This is a genomic window from Aestuariivirga sp. (genome assembly GCF_046093005.1).
GTDB lineage: Bacteria > Pseudomonadota > Alphaproteobacteria > Rhizobiales > Aestuariivirgaceae > Aestuariivirga.
In genome coordinates, this window is record NZ_JBJTER010000145.1 from 1 (window position 1) to 22128 (window position 22128).

A 22128-nucleotide genomic window follows, 5' to 3' on the forward strand; every position below is an offset into this window, starting at 1 on the left:
CGTCGTGCCGTTGAGTTCGCCGCCCGCCACATGGCCTTTCTCGACGCGCATGATGGACAGCGCCTCGACGCCATAGGGCACGATGCCGAATTCAGCGCCCGCCTGCATCACCGCGCGCGCCACCATGCTGCCGTAGTCGGCGGGCACGGCGAGCTCATAGGCATGCTCGCCCGAGAAGGAGATGCGGAACAGCCGCGCTGGAATGCCGCCCATCACGGTAATCTCCAGCGCCGCCATATAGGGCGCGGCCGTGTCGTTCAATGCGAAGCCGTCGACGATCTTCTGCAGCGTGGCGCGTGAGCTGGGGCCGGCCACCGCCATCTGCGCCCAGTGCTCGGTCACCGAGACATAGGTCACGTCGAGATCGGGGAACAGCGCCTGATGCGCGAATTCCATCTGCGCCATCACCTTGGCGGCGTTGGCGGTGGTGGTGGTCATCACGAAATGATCCTCCGCCAGCCGCGAGGTGGTGCCGTCGTCATAAACGATGCCGTCCTCGCGCAGCATCAGCCCGTAGCGCGCCTTGCCAACGGCCAGCGTCGAGAAGGTGTTGCAATAGAGCCTGTCGAGAAAGGCGCCGGCGTCCTTGCCCTGCACGTCGATCTTGCCGAGCGTCGAGACATCGCAGAGCCCGACGCCTTTCCGCGTGGCCAGCACCTCGCGCGAGGCGGAGGCGAGCCAGTCCTCGCCGGCCCGCGGAAACCATGAAGAACGCATCCACAAGCCGGTTTCGACGAATACCGCGCCAAGCTCCTCCGCCCAGTCATGAAGCGGCGTCTTGCGCACCGGCTGGAAATGATGGCCGGTGAACGGCCCGGCGAAGGCGCCGAACGACACCGGCGTATAAAAGGGCCGGAAGGTGGTGGTGCCCACCTGGTCCATCGACCGGCCGGTGGCCTCGGCCAGAATGGCGATGGCGTTGACATTGCCGAGCTTGCCCTGATCGGTGGCCATGCCGGTGGTGGTGTAGCGCTTGGCCAGCTCCACGTCCCTGTAGCCTTCGCGCGCGGCGAGCGGCAGGTCCTTCGCCGTGGCGTCGTTCTGGTAATCGATGAAGGCCTTGCCGCGGCTGCCCTTCACCCACCACAGCGGCGCGATGGCGAAGGACTCGTCACGGCAGCGCGGCACGGCGATGGCGGCGGCGCCCGCCGCGCCTTTGGCCGCGCCATCGGCGAGGCATTCGGACAGCAGCATCTTGCCCGCCGCGGACCCCGCCGCGGTGAACGCGGAACCGGTGTCGGGCGGCAGGAAGGCGAGGAGGCTTTGGTCCCAGCGCGGTTTCTGGCCGCGGTGGCAGGCGAGGTTGACGACCGGGCTCCATCCGCCGGACATGGCGAGCGCCTCGCAATCGAGGTGCGTGCCGTCGTCGAGCTCGATGCCGGTCACGGCCTTGTTGCCCAGCACGTCGCGGACCGTCCGTCCACGGAACACTGGAATGCCGCCGCTGTCGGCGCGCGAGTCCGCGCGGCTGTCGATGACCGCCTCGACGTGCACGCCCCGTGCCTTGAGGTCACGCGCCGTGCGATAGGCCGAGTCATTGTTGGCGAACACCGCAACCGCCCGGCCCGCGGCCACACCATAGCGGTTGGCATAGGCGCGCATGGCCGAGGCCAGCATGACGCCCGGCACATCATTGCCGCCGAAGGCCACCGGGCGTTCCTCGGCGCCCGCCGCCAGCACGGCGCGCCTGGCCATGATGCGCCAATAGCGCTGGCGCGGCTCGTAAGGGTCAGGCTCCGCGACATGATCGTTCACGCGCTCGACGGCGCCGAAGACATTGCCGTCGAACCAGCCCATCACCGTCGTGCGCGGCATCAGGGTTACGTTCGGCAGCGATGACAGTTCCGCCAATACCCCGGCCGCCCAGTCCACGCCCGGCTTGCCGTCGATCTCCTCGCGCTCGTTCAGCAGCGAGCCGCCGAGCCTCGCGCCTTCATCGGCGAGGATCACGCGCTCGCCCGCGCGGGCGGCGGCCAGCGCCGCCATCAGGCCCGTGGGGCCGGAGCCGATCACCAGCAGTGCGCAATGGGCATAGGCTTTCTCGTATTTGTCGGGATCGGGGAGCCTGGAGGCCGTGCCGAGGCCGGCGGCGCGGCGGATCAGCGGCTCATAGATCTTCTCCCAGAAGCTTTTCGGCCACATGAAAGTCTTGTAGTAGAAACCCGCGACAAAGATCGACGAGGCCAGCGACGTGACGGCGCCGACGTCGAAGTCGAGCGATGGCCAGCGGTTCTGGCTGGTGGCGGTAAGCCCGTCATAGAGCTCGATCATGGTGGCGCGCGTATTGGCCTCCTTGCGGCCACCCTCGCGCAATTCAACCAGCGCGTTGGGCTCCGCGGCGCCGGCGGTGATCACGCCGCGCGGCCGGTGATATTTGAATGACCGGCCCATCAGATGCACGCCATTGGCCATCAGCGCGGAGGCCAGCGTGTCACCGGCAAGGCCGGTGAACGGCTTGCCGTCGAAGGTGAAGGACAGGGACGCGGCGCGGTCGACGAGGCCGCCGTTTGCCAGACGATAGGAGGTCATGGCTTTTCTCCCTTCGCCTTCGCATGGTCGCGCGCGCTCACGGCGCCATAGACCTCATGGGTTTCGGTGTTGCGGGAGACGACGAGCCAGGCGCGGCAGCCGCCCGAATGATGGGCGAATTCCTCGAAGCGGCCGCGCGGATTGTTGCGCAGATAAACATAGTCGAACCACTGTTCCATCGAGGACGGATCGTTGGTCGTGGGCCGGGTGACGGAGGCATCGCCGAGGAAGGTGAACTCCTCGACCGGCCTCGTTCCGCAATGGGGGCATGGGATGAGCATGGCTGGTGATCCGTCAGTGCAGGTTCGGTGTGGCGCCCTGGCCCTTTTCGTCGATCATGTGGCCGGTGCGGAACCGGTCGAGACGATAGGCGGCGTTGAGCTTGTGGGGTTCATCCCTGGCGATGGTATAGGCGAAGCACCAGCCGGAGGCGGGCGTGGCCTTGAAGCCGCCGTAACACCAGCCGGTGTTGAGATAGAGGCCCTGGATGTGGGTTTTATCGATAATCGGCGAGCCGTCCATCGACATGTCCATGATGCCACCCCACGAGCGGAGCACCCGCACCCGGGCGAGCGAGGGGATCATGGCGACGCCGGCCTCCACCACATGTTCCACCATCGGCAGGTTGCCGCGCCGGGCATAGGAATTGTAGCCATCGATGTCGCCGCCGAAGACGAGCCCGCCCTTGTCCGACTGCGAGACATAGAAATGCCCGGCGCCGAAAGTGACGACGCCGTCGATATAGGGCTTGAGGCCCTCGGACACGAAGGCCTGCAGCACGTGGCTCTCGACGGGAAGTTTCATGCCGGCCATGGCCGCCGTCTCGGAGGAGTTGCCGGCGGTGGCGAGGCCCAGCTTCTTACAGCCGATGAAGCCCTTGTTGGTGTCGACACCGGTGACCTTGCCGTTCTCGATGCGGATTCCGGTGACTTCGCAATGCTGGATGATATCGACGCCGCGGCTGTCGGCGCCGCGGGCATAGCCCCAGGCGACGGCGTCATGGCGCACCGTGCCGCCGCGCCGCTGCAGAAGCCCGCCCTTGATCGGAAAGCGGGCGTTGTCATAGTCGAAGAACGGATACATCTCGCGCACCGCCTCGCGGTCCAGCAATTCGGCGTCGACGCCGTCAATCCTCATGCCATTGCCGCGCCGCGCGAAGGCGTCGCGCTGGGCATCCGTATGGCAGAGGTTGAGGACGCCGCGCTGCGAGACCATGGCGTTGAAGTTGAAATCCTGCTCCAGGTTTTCCCACAGCTTCATCGACCATTCGTAAAACGGGTTGTTGCCGGGCAGCAGATAGTTGGAACGGATGATCGTGGTGTTGCGGCCGATGTTGCCGGAGCCGAGCCAGCCCTTTTCCAGCACCGCCACATTGGTGAGGCCATGCTCCCTGGCGAGGTAATAGGCGGTCGAAAGCCCGTGGCCGCCGCCGCCGACGATGACGATGTCATACTCAGCCTTGGGCTCCGGCTCCCGCCAGGCGGGCTGCCACCGGCTGTGGCCGGAGAAGGAATTCCTGATCAGCGAGAAGATGTTGTAACGCATGCCCGGTTTCCGTTTTCCAAGACATTATGCCTAGCAGCGGCGGCGGCTTTCGTCTTGCAGAAATCAGCCGGATCCTGATAGAAACGCGCCATGGCGGAACAGCCGCAAACCGTTGGCTTCCTGTTGATCCCCGGCTTCGCGCTGATGTCCTATGCCGCGGCGGTGGAGCCGTTGCGCGCCGCCAACCTGTTGACGGGAAGAGAGCTTTACCGCTGGGTTCATATCTCGCCGGGGCCCGCCGAGGTGGCCGCATCGTGCGGCGCAACGGTTGCGTGCACGGTGACCGCGGGTACGCCCGTGGACCTTGATCTGCTGCTGGTCTGCGCCGGCGGCCGGCCGGCCTCGTTCCGCGACAAGGCGACGCTGGGCTGGCTCAAGGCGCTGGCCGGGCGCGGCATGCGGATCGGCGGGGTTTCAGGCGGGCCGGTGATTCTGGCGCGGGCCGGCATCATGGACGGCTACCACATGACCGTGCATTGGGAACATGCGCCCGCGGTCTCGGAATCATATCCCAACATCATGCTGTCGCGCTCGATCTACATCGTCGACCGCAACCGGCTTACCTGCGCCGGCGGCATCGCCCCTCTCGACATGATGCACGCGCTGATCGCCGAGCGGCATGGGCCGGCGCTGGCCCGCCAGGTTTCCGACTGGTTCATGCACACCGACATCCGCCCCGCCCAGAGCGCCCAGCGCGCCTCGCTGACGGCGCGCTATGGCGTTCACGACTCCCGCCTCAGCCAGGCGCTGGACCTGATGGACAGCCACCCCGGCGAAGCCCTGAAGCGGGGCGAAACAGCAAGGCGCATCGGCCTCTCCGCCCGCCAGCTCGACCGGCTGTTTTCGGAGAAGCTGGGGGTGAGCTATGCCAGCCATTACCGCAAGCTGAGGCTTGAGCGGGCCCGCGACCTGCTGCGGCAGTCGGCGGCGCCGATTTCCGAGATCGCGCTGGGCTGCGGCTTCTCGAGCGCCAGCCATTTCGGCCGCGCCTACCGCGAGGCCTTTGGCGTCACCCCGGCATCCGAGCGCCGGCCGGCGCCTGGCTCAGAGCGAAACTGACAGCCCGCCATCCACCGCCAGCACATGGCCGTTGACATAGGCGGCCGCGTCGGAGGCGAGGAACACCGCCGCGCCGCCGAGTTCTTCGGGCTTCGCCCAGCGCCCGGCGGGCGTGCGGGCCTCGACCCAGGCGGTGAAGGCCTTGTCCTCGAGAAGCGCCGTATTGAGCTCGGTCGCGAAATAGCCGGGCGCCAGCGCGTTGACGGTGATGCCCTGGCGGCCAAGTTCCGCCGCCATCGAGCGCGTCAGGCCGTGCAGACCGGCCTTCGCGGCCACATAGGCATGGATGGTCGGCCGTCCGAGAATGGCGGCCACCGAACCCGTATTGATGATGCGTCCATAACGGTTGGGCAGCATCAGGCGCGCCGCGTCGCGTGACAGCCGGAAGCACGATGAGAGATTGACGGCGATAACCCGGTCGAAATCCTCATCCTGCCACTCGATCCTGCCACTCGGTCAGCGGACGCCGGTGCTGGATGCCGGCATTGTTGATGAGGATGTCGAGCCTGCCATGGCGCCGGGCGATATCTTCCAGCGCGGCGCGCGACACCGCCGCATCGGTCACATCGAAGGCCATGGCCTCGGCGCCGATCGTTCTGGCGGCGGCGTCGAGCTCCGCGGCGTTGCGGGCGTTGACCGCCACGGTGGCCCCTTGCGCCGCCAGGGCTTTCGCCATGGCAAGGCCCAATCCGCGCGATGCCCCGGTGACCAGCGCCACCCGGCCCTTGAGCGAGAACAGACCGCTCATGCTATTTCTTCATCCCGTTGACGGCCATCAGCACATCGATGAGCCGGGGCAGGAAGCGTTCGCCATAACCCATGTTGTCCGCCATCACCGTCATCTGGTGCGCCGTCTCGGCCAGAAACGAGGTGACCGGCAGCTGCTCTGTCATGTTGGTGTAGTAGCGGAGATCCTTGCGGGCGTTGCGGATGGCGAACTGGGCATGGCTGTCATCATCGGCCAGCGGCACGTTGATCAGCCGTCCGAACATCGTCGAGGCGGCGCCGCCCGCCATGACGATGTCGCGGAGCGATTTCATGTCGACGCCGGCCCTGGCGGCCACGGTGATCGCCTCGGCCGCCACCGCGGCATGGCAGATCGACAGGAAATTGTTGATGAGCTTCAGCTGATGCGCGGAGCCCACGGCGCCAGCATGCACGATGGTGTCCGCGAAACAGTCAAGCACCGGGCGGATGCGCGCGATCACCGCCTCGGGGCCGCCGGTCATCAGGCCAAGCTTGCCGGCCTCCGCCTCGCGCGGGGTGCGGGTCATCGGCGTGTCGACGAAATGCCCGCCCTTGGCCTCGACGTCGGCAGCGATCCTGACGGTCGAGCCGGGCTCCGCCGTGCTGCAGTCGGCGATGACCAGCCCGTCATGGACCGCGCCGAGCAGGCCGTATTCGCCGTAAATCAGTTGCTCCACTTGCGGCGTGCCGGTGACGCAGAGGATGACGAGATCGGATTCGCGCGCCACGGCGAGCGGGTTGTTGCGCTCATGGGCGCCCTTGGCGACAAGGTCATCCACCGGGCCGCGGTTGCGGTGCGCCATGACGGTGAGCTGGTAGCCTTTCGCCAGAATGTTCTTGCCGATGCCGTGGCCCATGAGGCCAACCCCGATCAGCCCGACGCGCTTGATGGTCATGTCTCTCCTCCGCTTGAAATGAAGCCTGTGAATTGATCATGCTCCAGAATGTGGAGCCTGTCTTCCGTCTTCTTCGCAAAGCCCAGCCTGGCGTAGAAACGCGCGGCCGCGGCGTTTGTTGCGTCCACTTCGAGCTTGATGAACCGGGCTCCACGGGCCGCGAACCGGCGGCCCATATGGCGCAGCAGCCGCTCGCCGATGTTCCTGCCCCGCGCCTCCGGCATGACGAACAGATCGACCACGTAGAGGCCGCGCGCGCCGCGCCAGGTTGAATAGGTCATGAGCCCGAGGCAGGCCCCCGTCAGCCGGCCATGCTCTTCCGCCACCACGGTGTCGATCAGGTCATGCGCCGCCGCCAGGCCGGCCGCCGTCAGCTGCGGAACGGTGCTGGCGCCGATATCCCGGGCGAGGCCCCGCACCATGGCGGCCACCTGCTCCACCTCATCGGCGCGCATCGGCCGGATCACGGTTGCGGCGGCTCCATGGGGAAACTGGTCGGAGCGGCCGGTCACCGGTTTGCCGAAGCTTTGTTCCGGGTGCTAAGAGACTGTCTCATTGTCATATCCAATACAGGGCGCAACGCTTATGTCCTCCGCCGCACTTCCCAAGCATATTCATTCGACCGGCGACCTTCCGAAAGTGGCGTGGGCGAAGGGCAGCTATGTCTATGACGCCGACGGCAAGCAATACATCGATGGGTCCGGCGGCCCCGCTGTCTATTGCATCGGCCACTCCGACCCCGAGGTCAATGCGGCGATCAAGGATCAGCTTGACCGCATCGCCCATGGCTACCGCTATAATTTCACCTCCGATGCGCTGGAGGAGCTGACGGAGATCATCCGCCGCCGCTGCGGCGGCACGCTCAGGCACATGGTCTATGTGACGGGCGGGTCGGAGGCCGTCGAATCCTGCCTCAAGCTCGCGCTGCAATATCACGCGGCGCGCGGCGAGATGAGCCGGCGCCGCTTCATCGCGCGCGAGCGCTCCTGGCACGGCAACACGCTGGGCGCCCTTTCGGTCTCGGGATTTCTCGAACGCAAGCGCGCCTTCGAGGGCTCGCTGCTGGAAGTGTCGCGCCTGTCTCCCGTCAATGCCTACCGTCCGGTGGCCGGTGCGACGGCGGAAACCGTGGGCGAGGCCTGCGCCAGGGAGCTCGAGCATGAAATCCTCAGGCTGGGGCCCGAGAATGTCTGCGCCTTCATCTTCGAGCCGGTGGTGGGGGCCGCGGGCGGCTGCGTGCCGGCCCCGCCTGGTTATGCCAGGCGGGTGCGCGACATCTGCGACCGCCATGGCGTCATCATGATCTCTGACGAGGTGATGTGCGGGGCGGGCCGCACCGGCGCCTGGCGCGCGCTGGAGCGCGATGGCGTCGAGCCCGATGTGATGTCGGTCGCCAAGGGACTGGCGGCCGGCTACCTGCCGCTCGGCGCCGCCATCTACAACGACAAGGTGGCCGAGGCGATTCATGGCCTGCATGGCGCGCCGATGACCGGACATACCTTCACCGGCCACACCGCGTGCTGCGCCGCTGGCGTGGCGGTGCAGAAAATCGTCGAGCGCGACAGGCTGGTCGAGCGCGTGCACGCGATGGAGGGCAGGCTTCACGCCCTGCTCAGCGCGGCGACGCAGGACATCGAGGCGGTGGGCGACATCAGGGGCCGCGGCTTCTTCCAGGCCATCGAACTGGTGGCCGACCGCGAAACCCGCCGGCCCTTCGACGGCGAGCGCAAGCTGTTCATGAAGGTGCGGCAGCAGGCCTTCGCCAACGGGCTCATCTGCTATCCGGTGGGCGGCAACGTTGACGGCGTCAATGGCGACGTGGTGATCATCGCGCCGCCCTACAACGTGACAGAGGGCGAACTGGAGGAAATCGCGGACAAGACTGCCGCATCGATCCGCCAGGTGCTGGCCGCCGAGGGGCTGGCCTGAGGCTGGCTGGCGGTCATGCAGCGCGGCGTTCACGCGATCCTCTATGCGTTCTTCGGGCCGGATGAGACGCTCGACCGCGCCGCCATGCGCCGGCAGGCCGAACGCTGCATCGCGGCGGATGTGGCTGGCATTGCCGCGCTGGGCCTTGCCACCGAGGTTCAGAAACTGAGCTTCGCTGAACGCCTTGTTCTGATGGACTGGGTGGCGGAAGACGTGAACGGCCGCTTGCCGCTCGGCTTCACCATTTATGGCCAGTCGGTGGCCGAGCAGGTCGCGATGGTCCGCCATGCCGAGGCAGCGGGCGCGACATGGCTCATCTTGCAGCCGCCGCAAGCGGGTTCCTATGCCGCTGACGAGTACATCTCGTTTTTCGGCCGGGTCATGGGCGAGACGGCGCTGCCCTGCGCCATCCAGAACGCGCCGCAATATCTGGGCCGCGGCCTCTCGGATGATGACATCGGCGTGCTGCGCCGGCGGCATGCCAATTTCGAGGTGATCAAGGCCGAGGCCCCGGCGGAAGACGCGGCACGGCTCAGGACGATGGCCGGTCCGGATTTCCGGGTGTTCAACGGGCGCGGCGGGCTCGGCATGATCGCCTGCCTCGACGGCGGCTGCGATGGTTTCCTGCTGGCTCCCGACGCCGTGGATTATGGCGTGGAGGCGATGCGGCTCTATGATGACGGTCAGCGCGCCGCGGCCCAGGCGGTGCATGAGCGGGCGCTGCCCGCCATCACCTTCATCATGCGCTCGATCGAACATCTGATCTGCTATGGCAAGCGCCTGTTTGCGGCCCGCGCCGGACTGGCGGTGTTCGACCGGGCTCCGGCGTTGAGACCGGAAGCCGCCGAGCTGGCGGCGCTTGATCTGCTGGTGCGGGACCTGGGTCCGTTTCCGCTGGCGCGCGAGTCTCTTTACAGGCCAACGTGATTCCCATAGCTTTGCTTTCACGCGTTCAAGCACGCGGACCGGCGGCAGCTGGCAGACAAACGGGTTCAAATGGGAGGAAATCATGACATTCACTTCAACTCGCGCCGCGCTCACGGCGGCAACCGCCGCGCTGGCCTTCTTCGCGGCGCAGGGCGTGGCCTCGGCTGATCCGCAGGCGAAATGGTGCTCCGGCGTGAAAATCGCCGCCTTCCCGGGCGGCCCGCAGGGCGGCGTCTTCGCCAACAACGTGTATAATGGTTTCCGCCAGGCCGAGGCCGATCTCGGGCCGGAAGTGACCTATTACTTCTCCGACTGGGACCCGAACAAGATGCTGCAGCAGATCCAGCAGGCGGTGGCCACCAAGGTTGACGGCATCGCCACCTATGGTTTTGCCGGCGAACCGGCACCCGGCCCGGTGGTCGATCAGGCCTTCGCCCAGGGCACCATCTTCACCACGCTCAATACCTCGCTGCCCGATAGCCAGAAGAAATACGCCGCCCAGGGCTTCGGCTATGTGGGAGCGCCCAACTACGCCGCCGGCTTCGCGCTGGCCAGCGAGGCCGCCAAGCGCGCCAACCTGCAGCAGGGCGACAGCGTGTTCGTGTGGGGCCTCAAGGGCCAGGGCGGCGACCGCGGCCAGCGCACGGTGGGCGTGATCGACGCCTTCGAGAAGGCGGGCGCCAAGGTGATCTATCAGGAGATCGACTCGGCCACCAACGCCGACCCGAACGCCGGCACCGCGACCTTCGTGGGCGTGATGGGCGCCAACCCGGGAATCAAGATCGTGGTGACCGACCACGGCGGCCTCACCTCCAATGTGGGCGTCTATGCCAAGGCCGCCTCGCTGCAGCCGGGGCAGGTCTACTTCGCGGGCTTCGACATGTCGCCCAACACCGCCCAGGCGGTGAAGGAAGGCTTCCAGAACCTGGTCATCGACCAGCAGCCGTTCCTGCAGGGCTATATCCCGATCCTCAACATCTGCCTGACCAAGAAGTTCGGCTTCTCGGGGCTCGACATCAACACCGCTGGCGCCTTCGTCGACGCGACCAATGTCGACGCGGTTGCGCCGCTGGCGGCCGTCGAAATCCGCTGACGCCGGCGCGGCGGCTCCGCGATCCCGGAGCCGCCGCCCCTCATTCCAGGCCTGGCATTCACGCATGACGCAAGCAAGCAACGGCGGCGGCTCCGTTCCGGTGATCGAACTGCGCAACGTCTCCAAGACGTTCGGCGAAGTGCGCTCGCTTTCGGGCATCGACTTCGCGGTCTATCCCGGTGAGATCGTCGGCCTTCTGGGTGACAACGGCGCCGGCAAGTCGACGCTGGTCAAGACGGTGATGGGCTTTCATCGCCCCGATGCCGGCGGCGAGATCTTTTTCAAGGGCAAACGCATCGATGACTGGTCGGTGGCCCGCGCCCGCGGGCTGGGCATCGAGACCGTCTATCAGGAGCGCGCGCTCTGCGAGAAGCAGCCGATCTGGCGCAACATGTTCATGGGCCGCGAACTGCGGACCAAGTGGGGCCTGCTCGACGTGGCCCGGATGCGCGCCGAATCGGCCAGGCTGATGAGCGAGCACATGGGCTTCACCTCGGCGGCCGTGCACCCCGACAATGTGGTAACCACCATGTCGGGCGGCGAGAAGCAGGGTGTCGCCATCACCCGCGCGCTCTACTTTGACGCCGAGCTGGTGATTCTCGACGAGCCCACCATGGGCCTGTCGCTCACCGAGACCCGCAAGACGCTGGACTTCGTCGGCAACATCAAGAAGGCCGGCAAATCCGCGATCTTCATCGATCACAACATCTTCCACGTCTATCCCGTGGTCGACAGGCTTTATGTGCTCGACCGCGGCAAGGTGGCGGGCGTCTATGACAAATCGCAGATCACCATGGACGAGCTGATCGAGCGGCTCTACCACGTCGCCCGCACCGGCTCGCTGACCTGAGAGGACACCATGCCGACCGAAACCGCAAAGGCCCGCCCAGCCGATAATCGCGTGGCGCCGCCGTCCTGGCTCCGGCGCTATGGCTCGCAGCTCGGCATCATCGGCGTGGGGCTGGCGATGTGGCTTGGCTTCGTGCTGGCCGCGCCCGCGGTGTTCACCAACATCGACATCTACAAGGCCTTCGCGCAGACGACCCCGCAGTTCGGCATCATCGCCCTGGCGCTGACCTTCGTGGTGATCACCGGCGAGATCGATCTTTCCTTTCCCTCGATCATGGCGCTCGGCACCGCAACCTTCTGCCTGCTCGCCCAGGCGGGCGCCCCGTGGCCGCTGGCGCTGCTGGCGGCCTTCGCGGCCGGCGCCATGTGCGGCTGGGTCAACGGCACGCTGGTGGCCAGGCTCAACATTCCCTCGCTGGTGATCACCATCGGCACCTCGTTCCTGTTCCGCGGGCTCGAGCTCGTATTGATGAACGGCACCGGCGTGCCGCTGACGGCGGATCAATACCCGGCGCTGCACGCCATTTTCCGCGAGCCGGTGTTCGGCATTCCGGTGCAGACGCTGTGGATGATCGGCGTGGCGATTGTACTATGGGTGCTGCTCAACCGCACGCGCTTCGGCGCTCATGTGTTCCTGGTGGGCGACAACCCGACGAGTGCGCGGCTCATGGGTGTCGACGCGGTGCAGGTCAAGACCCGGTGTTTCATTCTGGTGGGGCTGGTCGCGGTGCTGGCCGGCGTCATGACCTCGGTCTATGGCTATTACTTCTGGCCGACGCTGGGTGACGGCTTCCTGCTCAACACCATCGCCTCGGTGTTCCTGGGCGGCACCTCGGTGTTCGGCGGCACCGGCTCGATCGTTGGCTCGTTCGTCGCGTCCTATATCATCGGCGCCATCAACGCGGGCATCGTGTCGGCGGGCATCAACGCCTTCTACACCCAGCTGTGCTTCGGCCTGGTGATCGTGCTCTCGGTCGTCCTGCAAACGGTGATCGAGCGCCGCATCCGCCGCCAGTCGATCACCGGCCGCTGAGGCCCGCCCGATGAAGATCACCGCCATCAAGAGCTTCGTGGTCAACGCCCAGCTCCGGAACTGGATTTTCGTGCGCGTCGAGACTGATGTTCCAGGGCTCTATGGCCTTGGTGAAGCGACGCTCGAATTCCAGACCCGCGCGGTGACCGGCGCCATTGACGATCTCGCGCAACTGATCCGCGGCGAGGATCCGCGCAATATCGAGCATCTGTGGCAGGTGATGTTCCGCCACCCCTTCTTCAAGGGCGGCATCGTCACCATGTCGGCGCTCTCCGGCATCGACCAGGCGCTGCATGACATCAAGGCGAAGCATCTGGGCGTTCCCTTGTGGCAGCTGCTCGGCGGATTGTGCCGCGCCAGGCTGCGCATGTATGACCATCTCGGCGGCGGCAACTCGCAGTCCGTCTATAACTCCGCCGCCGCCGCCTCGTTCCGCGAGAAGGCGGCTTGCTCGCGCGCCGACGGTTTCACGGCGGTGAAGATCCTCGCGGTGGGCAAGACCGCGCCGCTGGACGGCCTCGCGGCGCTCAAGGAGGCGGACGCGCTGATGGCGGCGGCGCGCGAAGGTGGCGGGGATGACATGGACATCATGGTCGATCTGCACGGGCGCACCACGGCGGCCATGGCGATCCAATATGCGAAGGTGCTGGAGCCCTACCGGCCCTTCTTCATCGAGGAACCGTGCCAGCCGGAAGACTGGCGGGGAACGGCGCGGGTGGCGCGCGCCACGCCGGTGCCGGTCGCGGCGGGCGAACGCCTGGCGCACCGGCATGAGTTCCTGCATCTCTTGCAGGCGGAGGCGATCGCGGTGGCGCAGCCCGATGTCTGCCATGCCGGCGGCCTCACGGAAGTACGGCGCATCGCGGCGCTGTGCGACACCTTCGGCGTGTCCATGGCGCCGCACAACCCGCTGGGCCCGATCGCCACCATGGTGAACATCCACCTCGGCTTCGCCACGCCCAACTTTCTGATCCAGGAGGTGATGCGCGCCGACGTGCCATGGCGTGACGAGATTGTCTCCGGCGTCACGCCCATCATCGCTGGCCATGTGGAGCCTTCGCGAAGTCCTGGCATCGGTGTCGAGATCGACTTCGAGGCGGCGCGCAAATACCCCTTCGCCGAGGTGCAGCCGGTGCAGTGGTATCACGCAGACGGCAGCGTGGCTGACTGGTGATGGCCGGCCGGCTTGACGGCCAGCATGTGCTGGTGACCGGCGGCAGCCGCGGCATCGGCGCGGCGATCGTGGAAAAGGCGCTTGCCGAGGGCGCGCGGGTCTCGTTCATCGACATCGAGACGCAAGCGGGCGAAGGCCTGGCGCGGGCGCTGGATGCCTCCGGCCGCTGCTATTTCGGCGCGGGCAGCGTCTGCGCGGCGGCGGACATCGCGCGCGTGCATGACGAAGCCGTGCGGCGCTTCGGGCCAGTGACCGGGCTTGTGAACAACGCCGGGCGTAATTCCTATGCCGATCCGGTGGCCATGACGGAAGCGGAATGGGAGGATGTGTTCAGCGTCGATCTCAAGGCGGCCTGGCTGGTGGCGCGCCAGGCGCTGCCCGGCATGATCGCCATGCGGCGCGGCAGCATCGTCAACATTGCCTCGATCCACGCCGAGATGACCTATCCGGGCTTCTTTCCCTATGCGGCGGCGAAATCGGGCCTCGTCGGGCTCACCCGCTCGCTGGCGCTCGAAATGGGCAAGCACCAGATCCGGGTGAACGCGCTGTCGCCCGGCTATACCGAAACCCATCTGGTGCGCGAGTTCTTCGCGATGAACGACCCCGGCCTGCGCCAGAAGGCACTCGACGCGCATCCGCTGGGGCGCATGGGTCAGCCCGCCGAGATTGCCAGTTGCGCGGTGTTCCTGCTTTCGGACGAGGCCTCCTTCGTGACCGGCGCCAACTGGCTGGTGGATGGCGGGCTCAGCGCCCGTTTCGCGGGTTAGAGCGCCCCGCTCACGACAGCGGTATCACCCGCCCCTCATGGATCGAGCGGTCAGCAGCCATGACGATCTTGAGGCTCTTCACCGCGTCGTTCATGTGGTCGGTCAGGTCGAGGTCCTCGCGGATGGCTTTGAGCAGATAGCGCTGTTCACGTTCGCAGAGGTCGTCGTGGCTGGGTTCATCGGTCATGTCGATGCGGGTGTCGGGCGTCTTCATATCGGCGTGGTGCCAGAGGATCTGGTTGGTCTTGGTATGGGCGTTGATATCATCCGACTTCACCCCGCCCGAGGTTTCCGCCATCACGATGGAGACCGAGCCCTTCGGCCCGATCACGTCCTTCACGAAGAAGGCGGTCTCGCTCATCATCGGGCCCCAGCCCGCCTCATACCAGCCAACCGACCCGTCATCGAAGATCACCTGCAGCATGCCGTAATTCTGCTGCTTCACCTCATTGGTGAGCGCGGCGCCGATGGCGTGAACCTTGACCGGCTTCGCCTTGGTCATCTGGCACATGACGTCGACATAGTGGACGCCGCAATCGACGATCGGCGGGAAGGAATTGAGCAGCCGCTTGTGCCAGTCCCAGGTCTCGCCATTGGACTGCTGGTTGAGGTTCATGCGGAAGACGAGCGGCGTACCCAGCTGCTGGGCGATCTCGATGAACTTCACCCAGCTCGGATGCTGGCGGAGAATGTAGCCCACCACCAGCTTCTTGCCGGTGCGGCGGGCCGTTTCCACCGCCTTTTCGGCGTTCTCCGCGGTATCGGCGAGCGGCTTTTCAACAAACACATGCGCACCCGCCTCCATGGCCTTGATGGCGAACTGGGCGTGGGTGTCCGGCAGGGTGTTGATCGACACCACATCAGGCTTCAGTTCCGCCAGGGCCTTTTCGAAATTGTCATAGGCCGCGGCACCCTTGAGCGCCTCGGGAAGCTTGCGGCTGGCGATGCGGCGCTCGCACACGCCGACCACCTCGAAATCCGGGATGCGGGTATAGGCCAGGGCGTGGCTCATGCCCATGTTGCCGAGTCCCACCACGAGAACGCGAAGTTTCCTGTCCGCCATGTCCGTCTCCTATCCGATTTTCACAACATTGCCGGTGCGCGCCGATTGCTCAGCCGCGAGCGTGGCCTCGAGCGCCGCCGCGGCATCTTCCGGCCGGCCGATGGCGGGCGCGACGCCTTTGAGCGCGCAGGCGGCGAAATACTCGAACTCGGCCCTGAGCGCGCCGCCGCGCACGCCTTCGAACATCGGCCAATAGGTGGTGTCCGGGCTGTGCAGGCGGCTGCCGTCAACGATGCCGAGATTGGGGAAGGTGTCCTGGATGTGGATGATGCCTTCCGTGCCGATGATCGACATGCGCTCGTCGATATCGAACGGCGTCTTCTCCGGCATGCACCACACCGTCTCGAGCGTCGCGGTGGCGCCACCCTTGAAGCGGTACATGGTCTGGCCGATATCGGGGTATTTCAGGTTCCGCACACTCACCGTCTGGGCATAGGCGCTGGCCACCCGGTCACCGGTGAACCACAGCATCAGGTCGGTGTCATGGATGGCATCGCCGACGATGGGGCCGATCTTCTCCAGAATGGCGGGCGTCCAGGCCGCGGGAATATTGCGGCGGGACTGCAGCGCCACGATCTTGCCGATGCGGCCTTCGTCGATCGCCTGTTTGGCCATGCGGTAGCGCGGGTTGAAGCGGCAGATATGCCCGATCTGCAGTATGCCAGAGGACGCCCTGGCGGCCGCCATGATCAGCTTGCAGTCAGCAATCGTCGAGGCCATCGGCTTTTCGAGAAACACATGCTTTCCGGCCTTGAGCGCATCAACCGCGGGCTCCGTATGCTGGTCCCACATGGTGACGATGGAAACGGCGTCGATATCCTTATCGGCCAGCATCTGGCGGTAGTCGATGAACGTCTTGCTCACGCCGAACTTCGCCGCCATTTCCGCAAGCCGTTCCGGCCGCCGCGTGCAGAGCGCGGCAAGTTCAAGATTGGGAATGCCAGCGATGGCTTCACAGTGGATTTCGCCGAACCAGCCGAGCCCGATGACGCCGATGCGCAGCCTGTCCATCACAAATCCTCCAGGGTAAGCTCGCGCGTCATGACGATGTTCCCCGCCGTCAGCCCGCAATCGACGGGCAGCGCCACGCCGGTGATCGCCGCCGCGGCGTCGGAGGCGAGAAAGGCCACGGCGGCCGCCACGTCCTCGGGATCGACAATTCGTCCAAGGGGATACCACTTGCGCAGCGTCTCAAGCACGGCGGGGTCCTTCGCGGCGCGCACTTTCCACAGGGGTGTTCGCACCGTGCCCGGCAACACGATGTTGGCGCGGATGTTGAACCGCCCATATTCCAGCGCCAGCGATTGGGTGAGCGAGATCATGCCGGCCTTGGCGGCGCTGTAGGCAGGATCGCCCAGCGCGCCGAGGCCGTTCACGGAGCCAATGGCGATGATCGACCCGCCGCCCAGCTGCTTCATGCCGTCAAGCACGGCATGCGCGCAGTAATAGGCACTGTTGAGGTTGCCATTCACCTCATGGTTCCAGCTTTCCGGCGTCGTGCGGGCAAAGGTCGGATGCGAGGAAAAACCGGCATTGTTGACGAGAATGGCGGTGGGGCCCAGCGCTTTCGTGAGCTGCGCGAAGGCGGCGGCCACGGCGGCGCGGTCGCCGATATCGGCGACCACATGCGCGGTCTTCACATGCTTTGCCCAGTCCTCCGCCATGAAGGCGGGCAGACTCTCGCTCTTGTCGATCGCCGCGATGCTGGCGCCTGCCGCCGCGAAATGCCTGCACAGCGCCTGGCCGATGCCGCCCGCCGCACCGGTGATCGCCACGGTCTTCCCCGCGAAACTCATGATCTGCCTCCGAATGCCGCCAGCGCATCCGCAATCCACCGGACATTCGCCTGGCGCAGATGGCCCCAATTGTAGAACGCGATGCCGCTGACCCCGCCGTCCTTCAGCGCCGCGGCCGCCGCCAGTAATTCCGCCTTGCTGCCGAGGTCTGGCCAGGCAGGCCGCAGAATGCCGCGCAGCGCGCCGCTGTTTGCCAGCCGCCGCCGCACATCGAACAGATCAGCCTTCACCCGCGCTGCCGACGGTTCATAGAAACAGGCTTCGATGATCCCCGCGGCGCGCGCCAGGGCGGCAAGATCGCTGCCCTCATACCAGGCGCCGCCGGTGGGCCGCGCCACCGACGGGATCACCGCCACGCTGGCGCCGTTGCGCACCACGCCGCGGATTTCCGCCACCAATGAGGTGACGACGCCGCAGCGCCAATCGAGGAAAGCTTTCAACTCACCGCCGGTCCGGGTGTCCGCAAGCCAGAAGGCCTCGGCCATGTCGGCGGGAAAATCAATATCGCTGGCCAGATAGTCCGTAATGTCCCGCGCCACCCGCGCTTTCAGCGCCCGGGCGTCAATCCCCGCCGCGGACGCGCCGGCCAGGCAATGATCGCAGAAGCACAGCCCCAGCTGGGCATCGAGCCAGCGGTTGGGCTGGTTCAGCGCGAATTCATGGTGAAAGCCATGCACATAAGGCGCAAAGCCGGGCGACTCCAGCGATACGCCGGTGACCGGGTAGGACTCGGTCACATCGCGGGCGAGGCCAATGGCATAGGCGCGCGCCTCCGGGTGCGACGGGCACAGGCTGTAGACATAGCGGTCGCCGAAGGCGTTGGCGGCGGTCGCCTCCGGATGGCGCGTGCCAAGCAGCGTGTTGTGCAGAAGCACCATCCAGGCATTGACCCGCATCGGCCCGGCGCACAGCTCGCGCATCACGTCGGTGGTGGCGAGCAGGCTGTTCTCGACGGGCTTGATGGCGCCATAGCGCGCGGGGTCAGTCCTGAAATAGGCTGTGCCGTCCTCGGGAAAGTAAACCTTGCCGGCCTTGCCATGCGGCCGCAGGAACTTGCCCGCGTGATAGCTTCCGGCCATGGTGACGGTATCGAGGCCAAGCGCCGAGAACTCCGCCACGGTATCGGCCACACCCGCCTCGGCCAGGTCCCAGGCATAGGCATAGATGGCGCGGTAGCTGGCGGAATTCATTGCCCGAACCAGCCTTCCTTCAAATAATGCATGTATTCGAAGATCGTGTTGTGCTTGCGCACGAACACAACCCGCAGGAAGCCGCCCACCTCAAACGGCGGAATGATGATCTCGACGCCGGGCTGGCGCAGATGCTCCTCAAGCGAGGCCACCCGGAAAGCAATATGCGGATTGGCCTTGATGGCCTCTGGAACCTGGCTGTCCGGTTCATAGCGCAGGAATTCGATATGTTCGGGATGATTGCGCGGGTTGGTGACCCTCACGCGGCTCTGCTCGACCCAGTTCTCGTCCGGCTGCTTGATGGCGGTGGTGATTCCGACGTGATCGAAGGCGAACATGGGCAGGCCTCGCGGACGGCAAAAAAGAGAGAGGCGGCGGGGTAATCCCGCCGCCTCCGCGCGTCACAGACGCTTGGCGATTTCGTCCACATTCACCGCCGCATAGGCGTCCGACAGCTTGAAGGCGTCGGCATCGGCCTTCACCTTGGCCTTGTCGAAGTTGTTGGCGGCGTCGACATAGTCGTTCTTGACCACGTCCTCGAGCTTGAAGTCGCCCTGGATCTGGCCGATTTCGCGGCCGGTGTCGAAGAACAGCTGCCAGCTTTCGGGCAGGTGATAGCCCCATTTCTGCTGGCGCTCGTCGAGGCGGCCGGCGAACACGTTGGCCAGCTGCATTTGCGATTCGACGGCCACGTCGGGCGTCATCTGCGAGCTGAGCGCCGGGAACTGCTCCATGACGATCTGCGTGGCGGCGCGCGGGTTGTCGCGGCCGAATTCAAGGCCCATCGCCCAGCCGCGGAGATAGCGCTCATAGAGGTCCTTCTTCGCGGGATCGTCGAAATCAGCCTTGCGGATCACGAAGCTGTTGGCGGGAAGCTTCGAGAAATCGCGGCCGAGCCAATAGTCGAAGTCAAGGCCCTGGCCCTTCCACTGGGCGCGGAGACCCTCCCAGGCGAGCGCGGCATCGCCCTGGCCCGACATCAGCGCCGTGCCCCAGGTGGGCCAGCCGGCATCGACATATTTGACCTTGGTGATATCAACGCCCGCCGCTTTCAGCATGGGATCGGCGATTGACTGCCAGCCGGCCGAGCCGAGCACGATGGTCTTGCCTTCGAGGTCCTTCAGGCTCGCGGGCTTCTCGCCCTTTCTGAACGCGAAATCGAACACGTCGCCGCCGCCCATGTGGAATACCGAGACGATCGGCATGCCCTGCGCCAGCCCGAGCGAGAACACGCCGGGCGACGGATAGCCGACGTCGGCCTGGTTCTGGTCAACCAGCTTGACGGTGGCGGTCGCATCCGAGGGCCCGGGCTCGAGGGTCGTTTCGATGTCGCCGAAATAACCCATCCGCTTGGCGACCCAGTAGGGATAGTCGTCCAGCACCTCGACGGTGCCGCGCGGGCTCACCCAGCGCACGACTTCCGCCGCCATGGCCTGGCGCGATCCGGCCAGCCCGCCGAACGCGGCCGCCGTGACGCCCGCCGCTGTCAGGGTCAGCAGTTGCCGCCGCCCGATCATCATCTGTCCACTCATTGTCGTTTCCTCCTCGGTATCATGGAACGCGTTTCCGGGAATTCATGTTGCGAAAGGCCTTTCCCGTTTCAGGCCTCCCAACTGGCCCATTTCTTTCCGAGCCAGAAGAAGAACACGTAGATCGAGATGCCGAGGATCGCGAGGATCAGGATGATGGCGAAGAACTGCGGCATGCGGATCAGCGCGGAGTAATAGGTCAACCGGTTTCCCAGCCCCTCGGCGCCGCCGACCATTTCGGCGCCGACCGTGGTGAGCAGCCCGAAGATCGAACCCACCATGAGCCCGACGATGATCATCGGCATGGCCATGGGGATGCGGATCTTGGTGAAGATCTGCAAGGTGCTTGCCCCGAATGACTTGGCGAGCGCGATCTTGGCGAGGTCGACGCGGCGGAAGCCCGTGGCCGAATTGATCATCACCATGGGGCCGGAGGCCAGCGCCACGGCGATGATGCGCGGCTCGCTGCCAAACCCGAAGCGCAGGATCAGCAGCGGCACCAGGGCCAGCATCGGCGTGGTCACGAGGAGCAGGATGTAGGGCGTAACCACTTTCTCCACGAAGGGAAACTGCGTGATCACCGCCGCCAGCACGAAGCCGATCGACGCCCCGATACCGAAGCCAACGAACAACTCAAACAGGGTGATCTTCACATGCGGCCACAGATTGGGAAATTCGGTCACCAGCGCATAGGCGATCTGGCTCGGCCGCGGCAGCACATATTGCGGCACCTTGAAGGCGTAGATCAGCCATTCGGCGCCGCCGATGATAATCACTGCGACGAGAATGATGACGAAAACCTCGAATTTGGTGCGGTGGTCGCCGAGGCTGAAGGATGCGCCGCTCAAGCCGACATTGCCGCCGCCCCCGGGCTTTTTGTTGAATTCCGGGATCTTGTCGCCGAGCGCCTTGTCCACTGCTTCCGCCTCCTTAAGTGATCGCCACGCGCGCGCCGCCGCGGCCATGCTCGATGCGCGACTTGATTTCAAGCACGCGCTTGATGAACGACGGCTCCGTCTGAATGTCGATCGAGCGTGGCCTTGGAATATCGATGTCGTAGATCTCGGCGATGCGGCCGGGCCGCGCCGACATCACCGCCACGCGGTCGGCGAGGAAGATGGCCTCAGCAATGGAATGGGTGACGAAGGCGATGGTCTTTTTCGTCTCCATCCAGATTTCCTGAATGAGCAGGTTCATCTCGTCGCGGGTGAAGGCGTCGAGCGCGCCGAAGGGCTCGTCCATGAGCAGCACCGATGGATTGACCGACAGGCTGCGCACGATCGAGGCGCGCTGCTGCATGCCGCCGGACAATTCGCGCGGCATCTTGGTTTCGAATCCGGCGAGGCCCACGCGGTCCAGCAGCCTGGCGATCGCCGCGCGGTCCGGCGGGCGGCGCTTCAATTCGAACGGCAGTTCGATGTTCTTGATGAGATTGCGCCACGGCAGCAGATTGGCGTCCTGGAAGATCATGGCGATCTCGGGGTTCGGCTTCACAATCCGCTCGCTGCCCAGCATGATATCGCCGGAGGTCAGCGAATGCAGTCCGGCCATCGACCACAGCAGCGTCGTCTTTCCGCAGCCGGAAGGCCCCAGGATGCAGAGGAATTCGCCTTCCCGCACATCGAGCGACACATTGTCGAGCGCATGCACACCGCCGCTCCTGGTCTCGTAGATTTTGGTGGCGTCGCGGATCGCCATCTTGACCCTGGCTTTGCCCTGCGCGGGACCCGCCACAATGGTGCTCTCCGTCATCGACACTGCAATCTTTCCGAATGTTCGAGGTCAGGGTTGGCGACGGCACTCGCTTCCCGGACTTGAGCCGGTTTATCAATTGCCGAATGCAGAAATGATGTTACAGAATCCCGGACCACGCAATAGCGATATTGACAAGATGACGTGTCAACTCGTCAAATCATGCGCCATCGATTTTGCTCTGCAGCGATTTTCCGCATTGCATCATGTCGCGGGCGCGCGGAGATCATCCGGTGACTGGCGTTAAGAG

General features: G+C 65.5%; 21 protein-coding genes and 1 pseudogene. 8 read left to right on the plus strand and 14 right to left on the minus strand.

Annotated elements, in window-relative coordinates:
- The 3 genes from ACKOED_RS12275 to ACKOED_RS12285 all read right to left on the minus strand — a co-directional run.
- The coding region (locus tag ACKOED_RS12275) for a sarcosine oxidase subunit alpha family protein (RefSeq protein ID WP_408916882.1) at window positions 1–2529 on the minus strand (2529 nt) is incomplete at its 3' end.
- On the minus strand, window positions 2526–2810 hold the full coding sequence (locus ACKOED_RS12280) for a sarcosine oxidase subunit delta (RefSeq protein WP_408916883.1): 285 nt from the start codon (window positions 2808–2810) through the stop codon (window positions 2526–2528). The genes ACKOED_RS12275 and ACKOED_RS12280, both read right to left, overlap by 4 nt.
- Before the next feature lie 13 nt (window positions 2811–2823).
- Complete coding sequence (locus ACKOED_RS12285) at window positions 2824–4074, minus strand: sarcosine oxidase subunit beta family protein (protein WP_408916884.1); 1251 nt, start codon at window positions 4072–4074, stop codon at window positions 2824–2826.
- Window positions 4075–4164: 90 nt separating this feature from the next.
- Here ACKOED_RS12285 and ACKOED_RS12290 point away from each other — a divergent pair, with 90 nt between their 5' ends.
- The gene (locus ACKOED_RS12290; protein ID WP_408916885.1) at window positions 4165–5133 is read left to right on the plus strand and encodes a GlxA family transcriptional regulator; all 969 of its coding nucleotides are present in this window, start codon (window positions 4165–4167) and stop codon (window positions 5131–5133) included.
- Here ACKOED_RS12290 and ACKOED_RS12295 read toward each other — a convergent pair.
- From ACKOED_RS12295 to ACKOED_RS12305, 3 genes and pseudogenes are all read right to left on the minus strand, one after another.
- Window positions 5119–5881 (minus strand): annotated as a pseudogene (locus tag ACKOED_RS12295) (glucose 1-dehydrogenase). The gene ACKOED_RS12290 and the pseudogene ACKOED_RS12295 overlap by 15 nt on opposite strands.
- A gap of 1 nt (window position 5882) precedes the next feature.
- Complete coding sequence (locus ACKOED_RS12300) at window positions 5883–6776, minus strand: NAD(P)-dependent oxidoreductase (protein WP_408916886.1); 894 nt, start codon at window positions 6774–6776, stop codon at window positions 5883–5885.
- On the minus strand, window positions 6773–7288 hold the full coding sequence (locus ACKOED_RS12305) for a GNAT family N-acetyltransferase (protein WP_408916887.1): 516 nt from the start codon (window positions 7286–7288) through the stop codon (window positions 6773–6775). The genes ACKOED_RS12300 and ACKOED_RS12305 overlap by 4 nt, the downstream gene beginning before the upstream one ends.
- A gap of 73 nt (window positions 7289–7361) precedes the next feature.
- Between ACKOED_RS12305 and ACKOED_RS12310 the strand changes: the two genes are divergently transcribed.
- The 7 genes from ACKOED_RS12310 to ACKOED_RS12340 all read left to right on the plus strand — a co-directional run bounded on the left by ACKOED_RS12310 (window position 7362) and on the right by ACKOED_RS12340 (window position 14548).
- Window positions 7362–8705 carry an aspartate aminotransferase family protein gene (locus ACKOED_RS12310; protein WP_408916888.1) on the plus strand — a complete coding sequence of 448 codons (1344 nt, stop codon included), beginning with the start codon at window positions 7362–7364 and terminating at the stop codon, window positions 8703–8705.
- A 15-nt stretch (window positions 8706–8720) separates the two neighbouring features.
- Window positions 8721–9632, plus strand: coding sequence for a dihydrodipicolinate synthase family protein (locus tag ACKOED_RS12315; RefSeq protein WP_408916889.1), 912 nt, complete (start codon window positions 8721–8723; stop codon window positions 9630–9632).
- A gap of 82 nt (window positions 9633–9714) precedes the next feature.
- Window positions 9715–10725 carry a substrate-binding domain-containing protein gene (locus ACKOED_RS12320; protein WP_408916890.1) on the plus strand — a complete coding sequence of 337 codons (1011 nt, stop codon included), beginning with the start codon at window positions 9715–9717 and terminating at the stop codon, window positions 10723–10725.
- A 64-nt stretch (window positions 10726–10789) separates the two neighbouring features.
- A complete protein-coding gene (locus ACKOED_RS12325; RefSeq protein WP_408916891.1) occupies window positions 10790–11575 on the plus strand; it encodes an ATP-binding cassette domain-containing protein in 786 nt (261 codons plus the stop codon).
- Between the two features lie 9 nt (window positions 11576–11584).
- Window positions 11585–12607 (plus strand): ABC transporter permease, encoded by a 1023-nt coding sequence (locus ACKOED_RS12330; protein ID WP_408916892.1) that lies wholly within the window; start codon window positions 11585–11587, stop codon window positions 12605–12607.
- A gap of 10 nt (window positions 12608–12617) precedes the next feature.
- Window positions 12618–13781, plus strand: a complete 1164-nt coding sequence (gene dgoD, locus ACKOED_RS12335; RefSeq protein ID WP_408916893.1) for a galactonate dehydratase — start codon at window positions 12618–12620, stop codon at window positions 13779–13781.
- A complete protein-coding gene (locus tag ACKOED_RS12340) occupies window positions 13781–14548 on the plus strand; it encodes an SDR family NAD(P)-dependent oxidoreductase (RefSeq protein ID WP_408916894.1) in 768 nt (255 codons plus the stop codon). The genes dgoD and ACKOED_RS12340 overlap by 1 nt, the downstream gene beginning before the upstream one ends.
- 10 nt (window positions 14549–14558) lie before the next feature.
- On the opposite strand, the gene ACKOED_RS12345 is transcribed toward ACKOED_RS12340, so the two are convergent.
- The 8 genes from ACKOED_RS12345 to ACKOED_RS12380 all read right to left on the minus strand — a co-directional run bounded on the left by ACKOED_RS12345 (window position 14559) and on the right by ACKOED_RS12380 (window position 21878).
- Window positions 14559–15611, minus strand: a complete 1053-nt coding sequence (locus tag ACKOED_RS12345; protein ID WP_408916895.1) for a Gfo/Idh/MocA family protein — start codon at window positions 15609–15611, stop codon at window positions 14559–14561.
- A gap of 9 nt (window positions 15612–15620) precedes the next feature.
- The gene (locus ACKOED_RS12350; RefSeq protein ID WP_408916896.1) at window positions 15621–16622 is read right to left on the minus strand and encodes a Gfo/Idh/MocA family protein; all 1002 of its coding nucleotides are present in this window, start codon (window positions 16620–16622) and stop codon (window positions 15621–15623) included.
- Window positions 16622–17407, minus strand: a complete 786-nt coding sequence (locus tag ACKOED_RS12355; protein ID WP_408916897.1) for an SDR family oxidoreductase — start codon at window positions 17405–17407, stop codon at window positions 16622–16624. Before ACKOED_RS12355 ends, ACKOED_RS12350 begins: the two co-directional genes overlap by 1 nt.
- On the minus strand, window positions 17404–18597 hold the full coding sequence (locus ACKOED_RS12360) for a hypothetical protein (RefSeq protein WP_408916898.1): 1194 nt from the start codon (window positions 18595–18597) through the stop codon (window positions 17404–17406). The genes ACKOED_RS12355 and ACKOED_RS12360 overlap by 4 nt, the downstream gene beginning before the upstream one ends.
- On the minus strand, window positions 18594–18935 hold the full coding sequence (locus ACKOED_RS12365) for a VOC family protein (RefSeq protein WP_408916899.1): 342 nt from the start codon (window positions 18933–18935) through the stop codon (window positions 18594–18596). The genes ACKOED_RS12360 and ACKOED_RS12365 overlap by 4 nt, the downstream gene beginning before the upstream one ends.
- A 63-nt stretch (window positions 18936–18998) precedes the next feature.
- Complete coding sequence (locus tag ACKOED_RS12370; RefSeq protein WP_408916900.1) at window positions 18999–20129, minus strand: ABC transporter substrate-binding protein; 1131 nt, start codon at window positions 20127–20129, stop codon at window positions 18999–19001.
- 68 nt (window positions 20130–20197) lie between these two features.
- Complete coding sequence (locus ACKOED_RS12375; RefSeq protein WP_408916901.1) at window positions 20198–21043, minus strand: ABC transporter permease; 846 nt, start codon at window positions 21041–21043, stop codon at window positions 20198–20200.
- Window positions 21044–21056: 13 nt separating this feature from the next.
- Window positions 21057–21878: an ABC transporter ATP-binding protein gene (locus ACKOED_RS12380; protein ID WP_408916902.1), complete on the minus strand. Its 822-nt coding sequence runs from the start codon at window positions 21876–21878 to the stop codon at window positions 21057–21059.
- Between the last annotated feature and the right edge of the window lie 250 nt (window positions 21879–22128).